Here is a 10,570-nt window from a genome sequence, read left to right on the forward strand (position 1 = left end):
GTTAGGTCTGTGTGGCGACCTTGTTCAGGGGCACGGTGAGTGTGTGGACGCACATGAAGTGAACCGTGTTCGGGTGAAGTTGGCGTTATTCGTGGCGGACGTGTTCGCCTCGGTGCCGCGCAAGGATCAGCGGGCCAAGGGCGACTGCTATCTGCGGGGACTGATGACGGACGGTCGCCGCAAGTCCATCCAGGCCATGGCCTCGCGGCTGCCGGACGGCAACGAGCAGAACCTGCAGCAGTTCGTGAACCAGTCCACGTGGGATCCGGTGCCGGTGCGCCGGCGGATCGCCGAGCGGATGGTGCCGCAGGTCGGCCCGGACGCCTGGGCGGTCGACGACGTGTCGTTCCCCAAGGACGGCAGGATGTCGGTCGGCGTCGCCCACCAGTACTGCGGTGCGCTGGGCAAACAGGCCAACTGCCAGGTCGCGGTCAGCGTCCACGCGGTCTCCGAGACGGCGTCGTGCCCGCTGAACTGGCGCCTGTCCCTGCCACGGGAATGGGCCAAGGACACCGTCCGGCGCCGGCAGACCGGCGTGCCGGAAGACGTCGGACACCGGGAGAAGTGGCGCCTCGCACTGGACGCACTGGATGAACTGGCCGGATGGGGACTGGTGCCGCCAGTGGTGGTGGCCGATGCGGGCTACGGGCAGAACGCGGACTTCCGTGCCGCACTGGCCGAGCGGGGACACGCCTACGTGGTCGGCATCCGCGGCGATCTGACCGTCCAGCCGCACGACGCAGTCCCTGATACCCCAGCCTGGTCCGGGAACGGCCGCCGACCGGTTCCCCGCTACCGGAAGCCCCCCATGACGGTGGCGGAACTGGCCGCGGCCGCCGGATGGGAAGCCTTCCAGGAGGTGACCTGGCGGGAAGGCTCCCGCGGTCCGATGACCTCCCGTTTCCTCGCGATGTGGGTCCGGCCGGCCGGGGTGCGCCCGCGTCGGCTGGCCCAGCAAGCCGCGGTGGCCGAGCACGGCCGGTGGGACGGCATCCTGCCCCAGGTGCGACTGCTGGCCGAATGGCCCGACGGCGAGGACAAGCCGACCCGCTTCTGGCTGTCTGACCTGCCCGACGACACCCCGATCCCGGAGCTGGTCCGCCTGGCGAAGATCCGCTGGCGCATCGAGCACGACTACCGGGAACTCAAGCACGGCCTGGGCCTGGACCACTTCGAAGGCCGCTCCTGGAACGGCTGGCACCACCACGCCACCCTGGTCACCGCCGCCCACGCCTTCCTCACCGAGCAGCGGCTGGCCCCAAAAGCCGGCACACCGGACTCACCCTCTACCAGATCCTCGACACCCTCCAGGACCTGCTGAACTGCTGGACCGGCGTCTGCACCACCTGCCACCAACCCCTGCCCCGCAGGACCACACCAAGATCAAGACAGACCTCACGGAGTCCTACTAGGCGGTTTCGTTTAGATTATCGGGCGGACCAGAGGAAGATGCCGCGATGTGGAGTCCTGCCAGGTAGATGGTGGCTGTCTTTTCGTAGCGGGTGGCGATGCCTCGCCATTGCTTGAGGCGGTTGATGCACCGCTCGACGGTGTTGCGCTGCTTGTAGGCCTCGCGGTCGAAGACGGGTGGTCTGCCGCCTCGGCTGCCGCGTCGCAGGCGGTGGCCGCGTTGATCCGCTGGGACAGGGATCACGGCACGGCTCCCGCGTCGGCGCAGGTGTTCGCGGATCGCGCGGGATGAATACGCCTTGTCCGCCAGGACCACGTCCGGTCTGGTGCGCGGTCGGCCACGTCGGCGGGGAACCCGCAGGCGGGCCATGACATCGGTGAAGGCCGGTGTGTGCCTGTCCGGCGGTGAGGACGAACGCCAGAGGCCGGCAGCGGGCATCGGCGGCCAGGTGGATCTTCGTGGTCAGTCCAGCGCGGGACCGTCCGATGGCATGGTCGTGGGGTTCGCCGGCTGGAGCCCCTTTTTGCGGGCCCCGGCCGCATGCTGGTGGGCTCGCACGATCGTGGAGTCCACCGAGACCGCCCAGTCGAGGTTCTCATCGGCGTCGGCCTGGGCCATCAGCGCGGTCAACACCCGCTCCCAGGTGCCGTCGACGGCCCACATCCGCAGCCGGTTGTAGACGCCGCGCCAGTTTCCGTACTTCTCCGGCAGGTGCACCCCTGCGTTCCGGTCTGGAACTTGAAGGCGATCGCGTCGATCACTTCCCGGTGATCCCTCCAGCGGTCACCCCGCATTGGCGTCCGGTCCGGGAGCAACGGCTCGATCCGCGCCCACTGCGCATCAGTCAACGACACACCGGACCAACGATCCGATGATCTAAACGAAACGCCCTAGCCGCCCTGCCTCTTTGGCGCGCTGCACCAACTGGGCGAGGTCGTTCTCGACGCGGGTACGTACGCGCTCGTAGTCGATAGCGTCGGGGAACCGGGCAAGGAACGCGCCATGAAGCTCCGGTCGCTGGCCTGCATGAAGCAACCTTCTCGACGAACGAGCAGAACCCGTGCCACGGGTCGGGGTCGCCCAGTGCCTCGGCGAGGAGGGCGGGACGGGCGTCCAGCCCAGGAGGTCGCGGGTCAGCGTTGCCCGCGGCTCGCGCCGCACCGTCGTCGGCGAGATGGCCTGGGACCTGGACGAGGTGGCCGCCGCCCGCCGCGACCACGGCCCCCGGCCCAGCCGGCCGCCCCGCAGCGCACGCTCGCCGACGGCACCGCCGGAGCCCGCCTGCACCCGTACGCCGACCAAATCCAACGGGTTCCATGATTCTCGGAGGGCTTTCCCCTCGAACCCGCCGCGGGAGAGACGACGGATCCGGGAGCGTGGGTACTGTTCGCGGCGGGTCCCGCCCGGCCGCCACACCATGCCGTGCCGTGCCAGGGGCGGGATGTCGAGCGAGCTCCCGCATCCGACGCCCCGCCGGGAGATGTGCGAAGCGTCGCCCGGGACGGGCGGGCGCTGCTGTTGGGGAACCGGGCGGCCACACCGGCTGCCCTGCCGCTGGGCGAAACACGCCACCTCGCCCGTAGTTGAGCTGGTAGGTCGGCGAAGTGCACCGCGAGACCCCGGGACGTCTTGACCCCGCCGGCCTTCGCCTTACCTTCCAGGATCGGACGGCGTCCGTGTCCTCGGCGTCTCAGAAGAGCTGGGAGCGTCCCGAAGAGTGGGTGCGGTGAAGGGTTCCGCCCATGGCTCCACTACGACCCGTGCACCCTCCACGGCGCGGCCCGCGGCTGGCACCCTTCTGGCCGTCGCCGATTGCAGCGCAGCCGTTCCAACTCGACTGTCATGGACGCCGTTGACGGCGGGCATTCCCGCCGGTTACCCGTGCTTGTCCGGTTCGGCGACGGCGAAGGCGCGGTATCCGCCGAGATCTCGGGCTGGGCGAGGACGTCGCCCCGGTGTACGACTCCGACCGGACCCGGGGCCATCATCGGATGCTGATCCGCCGGCGCAGCGAGGTCGTGTGGGACATTCAGCAAGACCGCCGTGATCATCACCGCGAAGTCCGCCGGGCGCAAGGTCTTCGGCCTCGCCACCGCAGGCGTCCGTCTCGCTTGACCTCTTGCACGTCAGTCCGGCAGCCAGTGCAGCTCGTGCGCCAGGGTTTTGGCGACGGCACGGATGCGGCGGTGTAGCGGCGACTGCTCGCGTGGGAGGACCAGGTGGATCGTCAGGCTGGGCGCGCCCCGCAGCGGTCGCCAGGTGAGACCGGCCGGTTGTGCCGTGACCGCGGCTTCTCCGGCCGGGGCGAGGGTGACCCCGTCGCGCAGGTCGCGCTGAGACATGTCGAAAGAGACTGCGGGCGTGTGGAATCGGGGGTGTGGTCGGGTGTCTCGGAACAGTGCGGACAGCTGATCGTGGATCACGGGGTTGGCCGCACGGTCCGGGAGTCGCAGCGGATACGCGGCCGCGTCGGCGATCTCGATCTCCGGGTGTTCGGCCAGCGGATGGTGCTGCGCCAACTGGACCCCGACGCGCTCACGCCGCAGCAGGAACGGGCGCACGCCACGGCCCGGCTGTTCACCGCGGGTGATCCCGGCATCGATGCGGCCGTCGGCGACCGCGGGGGAGATCTCCGGTGTCGCCATCGGGACCGCGCCGACCTCGAGTCCGCTGTTGCCGCGAATCAGCCTGTCCACCAGGGCCGGTGCCGTCTCGGCCCCGGCGCTGAGGCTGTATCCGATGCGGAGCGTGCCCAGTTCACCGGCCGCCGCGCTCCGGGCGGTGTCCCATGCCCGGTCCAGCGCCGCCAGCGCGGGCGGCGCGGACTCCGCCAAAGCCGCACCGGCCGTGGTCAATACGACGCTACGCGTGTTGCGAACCAGCAGGGCCGTACCGAGTTCCGCCTCCAATCGGCGCATCCGGGCGCTGAGTGCGGGCTGTGCGATACCGATCCGTTCGGCTGCGCGGGTGAAGTTCAACTCCTGCGCCAGCACCAGAAAGTACCGCAGGCTCACCGTATCCGGCGCCACGTGTCCTCCCTGCCGATTGATAACGATCCGTTCTGAGTCTATCCCGTACCGGTCTTTCCCCCGGCCGCACATCAAGCCCTAGCCTGCGCATATGGCGATTCAACTGATCGCAGTACCCGTCGCCGGGATCGATCGATCCGAGTGTCAATTCGAAGTCGGACGTGTCTGGACGAACACAGGAGGTTTCCATGGCTAAGGGCTACTGGGTCAGTGTCTACCCCGCCATTTCCGACCCTGAGAGGCTGACTGCCTACGAGAAGCTGGCCGGTCCGGCTGTCCGGGCTGGGGGCGGGCGCCTCCTGTCCCGTGGCGGTCGAGTCGTCGCCCACGAGGCCGGAATCACGCAACGCGTCGTTCTGATCGAGTTCGACAGCTTTGAACAGGCCGTCGCGGCATACGAGAGCGAGGCATACCAGAAGGCGCTGGTGGCCCTCTCCGGCAGCCTCGAGCGCGACTTCCGCATCATCGAAGGCATCGACTGACCGGCGGGCCCAGCCATCGCTGAGCATCCGTCACCTGATACGCACACGGTGCTGAACGACGACTCACGAGACGAGCTCGAAGCCATGCTCCGCGTCCCAGTTCGTCGTCGACGTCCTCGACGGCCTGATCCCTGTCGGGCGGATCGAAGAAGCGACGCGACGTCCGGACCAGCTGGACTGTCTCGCTGACCTCGTCGACGAAACAGTCCTTGCCGCCGCGGCGTCGCTTCAGCCGTCCAAGCGTGATCACCACAGTCGCGGCGGCTCCGCGCACCATGCGGGCACCGCCGACGCGGTACTCGCCGGCACCATCCCCTGCCAATGCGAGCACAGGCGTTTCTGGTTCCAGCACGTTGAAGGCTCCCCTTCCTGAAGGGAGGGGGATTCGTCACCCTCCAGGGCTGGGCGGGGATGTACGGCTCAGGCCGCCACCGGAGCCGGCGGCTCAGGTGGTCTTACGCCCTCGACACCGTCCGGGTTCCAACCTGCCCGGACCAGCATCACGCGGGCGGAGTTCTTGTCCCTGGGGGACACTGCTCCGCACACGGTGCAGGCATACGTTCTCATCGACAGAGGTAGTGCGTGCTTGGTTCTCGCTCCGCACCGCGCACAGTCCATCGTGGTGTGCACCGGGTGCACGAGACGGACGTCCCGTGCGTGCTTGCGGCCCATCTCGCACAGGGCACGCTTCGTCGCGGCGATGGCGGCATCGGCCGCCTTGCGGGCCATGGTGGTCCTCGCGAGGAACTTCGGCCTGAAGTCCTCCACCGCCACCCCGTCATGGCCACACATCACGGACTTGGCCCACTTGCGGCCGGTGTCCTCACGCTGCCTCGCGATCTTCTTGTGCAGCTTCGCTGCCTGTGCCTGCGCCTTCCGGTAGCCCGCGGATGCGGGCCGTCCCTTCGGACGCCGGCGCCGAGCCATCATCCGCTGGTACCTCGCGAGCCGCTGCGCGGCCCGCCTGCCGTGCCCGGCATGCGGGAGGTCGTAGGCGTCGTCGGTGGTGGTGGCGGTCTCCTTCACACCCCAGTCCACCCCGAGCACGCGCCCCGTGGGGGCGAGCGGCTCAACCTGCGCGGCAACAACGAAGGACACGTACCAATGGCCGAGCGTGTCCTGGTACACGCGCACGCTCGACGGGTCGGCCGGAAGATCCCGCGACCACACCACCGTGAGCACGATCTGGCCCGCAAGGTGCAGGCCGCCGTCTCTGAGGCGGAAACCGCGCTTCGTGTAGTTGAGGCTGCACCGCGCCTTTCGCTTCTTCTTCCAGCGGGGCATCCCGGCCCGCCGGTGCATCGGCAACCGGTCCTTGATGTCCTTCAGCGCTTTCGCCCTCGACCTGGCGAAGTCCCGGATCACCTGCTGCTGCGGCACGCATGCGCCCTCAGCCAGCCACGGCGTCACCCCGCGTGCCTCGGTCAGCATCTTGTCCAACTGCCCCGGGCCACACATCAACCTCTCGCCGCTCTCCCGGCTCTGCGCGTGCACCTGCTCGGACTTCGCGACGCACTCGTTCCAGATCCACCGGCACCGATCCCACTCCGCTTCCAGTGCCCGCCGGGCCGTCTTCGACAGGCGCACACGGAAGGTGTACCGGGCATGCCCGGCATCCTTCGTCGTCGCCTCTGTCGTCATGCATCCGAACCTACCCGGGAGGACTGACAGTTGAGAGCTCTTGATCATTGCGGGCGACATCACCGCCGTGCGGGGTGGACGCCGGATCGCCCTGACGGCGATCCGGCTACCCCTGCCCTGCTCCGCAGGAGTCCGATTCCTCCCGGCCTGACGGCCGGGGCATCCTCGGAGGAACCCGGTGAAGGGAACCAACGAATCAGCAATCACCCGAACATCCTCCCGGACCGCTGCTGCCGCGCAGACTCGGGCTCGCTCTCGCATAAACGTCCCAGCCCGCCCATCGGCGACGGGCGGGCTGGGCTTGGGGCAGGCCGGAGACCCGGGTCTCAGCTCGGGCGGGGCCAGTTGATCGCGATCGGCACTTGAGCGAGGGGTACTGGATCTGCTCCAGGGGCCACGGCAGGTCGCGAAGGAACACGCCGTCGCCCGGATGAGTAGCGACGCTGACACGGGCGGGCCCGTCGGCGTCGGTGACGAGTTCGCCCTGCCGCTGGAGGAACAGCGCCTCGAAGTCCTCCCTGCTCCCCCGGTGGCCCAGCTGACTGATGATCGGATTGAGCCAGGCGTTGACCTTCGCCTTCTGCTCATCGGTCGGCTGGTCGATCACCACCTCTTCGTCCTCCGACAGCCCGCACAGCACCTTGAGGAAGCCGAGATGCCAGTTGCCCACCTCGTCGTTGCCCCAGACCGCGTAATCGAGCAGCACCACCAGCTGAGCCTTCTCCTTGCTGTCCAGGCTGGTGGCGCCCTGCTCCCGGAACTTGTCGGGCCAGAACTGCGCGGCCAGACGGGGGACCATTGGCCAGAGCACGACGAATCCAGCAGCTGATGCAGGCACGGGGCTCACGCCCCGCACGGAACTCCATGCCTGGTGGTCGGTCTTCTTCAATCACCTGCAGATTCCCTGGGCGTATGAACCGGTCACCTTCTCCGACGCTGAGGGCGCACCCCGGACGCCGGCGTTCTGGCTGCCCCAGCAGCGGATCTGGTTCGACGCCGAGCCGGAGTCTCCCGCATGGTGGGGCGGTTCGCGATGGCGGCCGTGGGGAGCGACCACTGGGCCGTCGGCTACTGGGGGGACAAAGCCGAGCGCTGTCTGCCCGTGGACGTGCCGGAGGAGTGGCAGGGGCTGCCTCTGCTGGCCGAAGGGTTGCTCTTCCCGGACGATGAGTACGGGCCCTGGCAGTTGTTCGAAGCCGGCGGCATGCGTACCTACGACGACGAGCCCTACCAGTGGACCATGTGCCCCCAGTGCCGATCCGTCGGCGCCACGTTCTTCGGCTATGCCACGCGCCTGGCGTGCAGCTGCCTGGATGACCGGGAGCACCACGAGGTCGACGGCAGCAGCGACAAGCGCCTGTCGGCCGCCTACCGGGCCGCGCTCGCCGAACAGTGGCACCCCGACCGCGCCTTCGAAGCGACGCTGCTGCTGCCCACCGTGCGCGAGGCCCTCGTCAGCCAGACCGGTGCCGCCGCAGCCCAGGAATCCTGCACCGGCGACTGCCAGTCACTCTGAGACCTGCGCTGCCAGGAACTCCCCCCGACCGCCTTCAAAGGGGCCCCAGACCCCGACACCGACACCTATCGCCCGTGCGCGCAGTGCCCGGGCTTCGTGTGCGGACAATGCGGCGAGCAGCCGGCGAGCGCACTGGACGTCCCATGCCGGCTCTGCGAGCCGGTGACGCTCCTGTCCGAGAACCAGGCCCGACAGCGCCTCAACCGGCGGCTCGACCAAGTCGCCGCCGGCACAGGCCAGCACAGGCGCACGGTCAACACCCTCATCAACGAGGTGATCGGCGCAAAGACGAGAACGGGCATCCCCCTCCCCCAGATCGGAGCCGCCCTCACCTACGTCGAGCAGTGGCTCGAAGACACCTCATCGATGCCCACGGGCCGACCTGCCCTCTCCAGCGCCGACCTCAACAAGCTGCACGGCGCCGAGCTGCGCAGCCTCCTCACCACCTACATGGGCCCGCTCGCGAACGCGCTGCACGCGGACATCCCGCTGGTACAGCAACGCCTCAACGACTGGATGGACGCACCCAGCCGCGCCGAGGCCACCGACGAGCAACTACGCGACGCCATCCTCCAGGCAGCCGCCTGGCTCGAGCACCCCACCTCCTACCACACCTACATGACTCCACAGGCCGTCCAGTCCGGCGGTCTCCGTCGCTGAGCACCTGTCCCAGTGGCAGCACAATCCGCAAGGCCTCGACCAGGAACAGTTCGCCAGCCGCGTCCAGTGGCGGCAGGCCGTCCTGAAGAACACGCCTACGCCCACCGCCCTGTCTGAGCGGGGCGGCCCCTTCTGGGTCTGAACGCCTCGCCTCCGTCCTGCCAACCAGCCCTACCCATCTCCCCGGACCGGCCATGATCGACCACGTTGGGCACTTCACCGCCCGGCTCCCCCACCGGGGAGAGCCATACAAGCCTTTGCCCGCCCCGGCTTGCACTGTCACGGAGCACGACTGCACCGAGGAAGGCTGCCTTCCGTGCGCGGCGAAGGAGGCAATCACCAAGGGACGCGACGTCTACGCCGACCTCGAGAAGACGCTGATGGACGTGCGTGAACTGCTGGAGATCGCCGCCCTCATCGGACCGCTACACACGACGTCCTCGTGCCCTACCTCGACTCCCCCATGACCAAGCAGGAGGCCGAACCCGCCTCCGGGGCGCTCGTCGACGCCGCGTACCGGGCTGTCGAAGCAGCCCAGATGCTCCTGTGGGCAGCCCGTGGCCATGACATCCGCTACCTCGTACGAGCCAGCAGCTACCTCAATGCCTCCGCCTACGGCACCGCCCGAGTAATCGACCGTCACGTCGTCCTCGCAGGCATCGACGATCACCAAGGCCAGGAACCTTGAGAGCCTGTCTTTGCTGAACTCATAGACCGCAGCGCTTCCCAGCCTGGGGGCGACGCAGAAGGGGCCCGCGCTTGCGGGCCCCTTCTTCTGGTAGCGGGGACAGGATTTGAACCTGCGACCTCTGGGTTATGAGCCCAGCGAGCTACCGAGCTGCTCCACCCCGCGTCGGTGATGCCACTCTACACGGTGGAACATGCGGGACTCGCTCGGACGTCAGACTCGGACGATGTTCTCTGCCTGGGTCCCTTCTGGCCCTGGGTGACGTCGAAGGTGACGGTCTCTCCCTCCACCAGTTCTCCGATCCAGCCTGGTAATTCCGCTGGGTACTGACCAAGCGGGCCGGCAAACTGCGCCCACCCGGGTCCGCTGCCCCGTCGGCCGCCCCCGCATCCGGCCGGACGCGGTCGCCGGGGACAGGGCTTACTCGTCCCGCGGCAACCGGATCCACCTGCGCAAACGCCACATCAAGGCAGTCATCCCCGAGAAGAAGGACCAGACCGTCAACCGGAAGAGGAAAGGCTCCAGGGGCGGCCGACCTGTCAGTCATGACGCGGACCTCTACCTTTGATCTTGGCCAGTGCTCCGCCCTTTAGGGCGGGGGTGAAGGCCATCTCAGAACTGCTCTGACCCGCGCCAGGGGCACGGGTTGGCAGTGTTTCCCTCAGCCCACGGGGCGCTTCTGGTTCTCGATGTACTGCTTCACGACGGTCAGGGGCGCCCCGCCGCAGCTTCCGGCGAAGTAGGAGCCGGACCAGAAGTGTCCGCCCCACAGGTACCGGCGGACGTGCGTGTCGTACTCCTTGCGCAGGAGCCGGGCGGAGACGCCTTTGAGGGAGTTGACCAGTTTGGAGAGCTGGACCTTCGGCGGGTAGTGCACGAGCAGGTGTACGTGATCGTCCTCGCCGTTGAACTGCTTCAGTTCGGCCTCGAAGTCCTCGCATACCTCCCGCATGATCTCTTCGCAGCGCGTCAGCATCGCGCCCGTCATGGCCTTGCGCCGGTACTTCGTGACGAAGACCAAGTGAACATGCAGGTTGTAGACGACGTAACGGCCGGTTCGCACGTCGGGATTTGGGTTCCAGCGTGGTGACATGAACCAAGTATGTATGGTGATCGCTATGCAGCTCAGGTACGGGTTCCGTC

At 68.2% G+C, this 10,570-nt stretch carries 10 protein-coding genes, 1 tRNA gene and 3 pseudogenes; 6 read left to right on the plus strand and 8 right to left on the minus strand.

Annotation, left to right across the window (positions count from 1 at the left end; genetic code table 11):
• The first annotated feature begins 43 nt into the window (after positions 1-43).
• Entirely contained in the window at positions 44-1,321 is a 1,278-nt protein-coding gene (locus tag ACZ5NH_RS42205) for an IS701 family transposase (protein ID WP_468783384.1), read from the plus strand.
• Positions 1,322-1,408: 87 nt separating this feature from the next.
• Here the strand turns inward: ACZ5NH_RS42205 and ACZ5NH_RS42210 are convergent.
• Positions 1,409-2,265: pseudogene (locus ACZ5NH_RS42210) on the minus strand (IS5 family transposase).
• A 1,272-nt stretch (positions 2,266-3,537) separates the two neighbouring features.
• Positions 3,538-4,440, minus strand: a complete 903-nt coding sequence (locus ACZ5NH_RS42215) for a LysR family transcriptional regulator (protein ID WP_468783385.1) — start codon at positions 4,438-4,440, stop codon at positions 3,538-3,540.
• A gap of 188 nt (positions 4,441-4,628) precedes the next feature.
• Here ACZ5NH_RS42215 and ACZ5NH_RS42220 point away from each other — a divergent pair, with 188 nt between their 5' ends.
• Entirely contained in the window at positions 4,629-4,922 is a 294-nt protein-coding gene (locus tag ACZ5NH_RS42220; RefSeq protein ID WP_468783387.1) for a DUF1330 domain-containing protein, read from the plus strand.
• Here ACZ5NH_RS42220 and ACZ5NH_RS42225 read toward each other — a convergent pair.
• The 3 genes from ACZ5NH_RS42225 to ACZ5NH_RS42235 form a co-directional block, all read right to left on the minus strand.
• Positions 4,903-5,274 (minus strand): hypothetical protein, encoded by a 372-nt coding sequence (locus ACZ5NH_RS42225; protein WP_468783389.1) that lies wholly within the window; start codon positions 5,272-5,274, stop codon positions 4,903-4,905. The two genes, ACZ5NH_RS42220 and ACZ5NH_RS42225, sit on opposite strands and share 20 nt — an antisense overlap.
• A 68-nt stretch (positions 5,275-5,342) precedes the next feature.
• Positions 5,343-6,563: an RNA-guided endonuclease InsQ/TnpB family protein gene (locus tag ACZ5NH_RS42230; RefSeq protein ID WP_468783391.1), complete on the minus strand. Its 1,221-nt coding sequence runs from the start codon at positions 6,561-6,563 to the stop codon at positions 5,343-5,345.
• Between the two features lie 196 nt (positions 6,564-6,759).
• Positions 6,760-7,452 (minus strand): contractile injection system tape measure protein, encoded by a 693-nt coding sequence (locus ACZ5NH_RS42235; protein ID WP_468783393.1) that lies wholly within the window; start codon positions 7,450-7,452, stop codon positions 6,760-6,762.
• A 126-nt stretch (positions 7,453-7,578) separates the two neighbouring features.
• Between ACZ5NH_RS42235 and ACZ5NH_RS42240 the strand changes: the two genes are divergently transcribed.
• The 3 genes from ACZ5NH_RS42240 (at position 7,579) to ACZ5NH_RS42250 (ending at position 9,427) form a co-directional block, all read left to right on the plus strand.
• On the plus strand, positions 7,579-8,079 hold the full coding sequence (locus tag ACZ5NH_RS42240) for a hypothetical protein (RefSeq protein ID WP_468783395.1): 501 nt from the start codon (positions 7,579-7,581) through the stop codon (positions 8,077-8,079).
• A 162-nt stretch (positions 8,080-8,241) separates the two neighbouring features.
• Positions 8,242-8,739, plus strand: a complete 498-nt coding sequence (locus ACZ5NH_RS42245; RefSeq protein WP_468783397.1) for a hypothetical protein — start codon at positions 8,242-8,244, stop codon at positions 8,737-8,739.
• A 442-nt stretch (positions 8,740-9,181) separates the two neighbouring features.
• Positions 9,182-9,427 (plus strand): hypothetical protein, encoded by a 246-nt coding sequence (locus ACZ5NH_RS42250; RefSeq protein ID WP_468783399.1) that lies wholly within the window; start codon positions 9,182-9,184, stop codon positions 9,425-9,427.
• Between the two features lie 88 nt (positions 9,428-9,515).
• Here ACZ5NH_RS42250 and ACZ5NH_RS42255 read toward each other — a convergent pair.
• Positions 9,516-9,592, minus strand: a tRNA-Met gene (locus ACZ5NH_RS42255).
• Between the two features lie 48 nt (positions 9,593-9,640).
• Positions 9,641-9,723 (minus strand): annotated as a pseudogene (locus tag ACZ5NH_RS42260) (cold-shock protein); the annotation flags it as partial.
• A gap of 53 nt (positions 9,724-9,776) precedes the next feature.
• Here ACZ5NH_RS42260 and ACZ5NH_RS42265 point away from each other — a divergent pair.
• A pseudogene (locus ACZ5NH_RS42265) lies at positions 9,777-9,989 on the plus strand (transposase); the annotation flags it as partial.
• A 99-nt stretch (positions 9,990-10,088) separates the two neighbouring features.
• On the opposite strand, the gene tnpA reads toward ACZ5NH_RS42265, so the two are convergent.
• Positions 10,089-10,520: an IS200/IS605 family transposase gene (gene tnpA / locus ACZ5NH_RS42270; protein ID WP_468783401.1), complete on the minus strand. Its 432-nt coding sequence runs from the start codon at positions 10,518-10,520 to the stop codon at positions 10,089-10,091.
• Positions 10,521-10,570 lie beyond the last annotated feature (50 nt).

This window comes from Streptomyces sp. NPDC031426 (assembly GCF_055581585.1).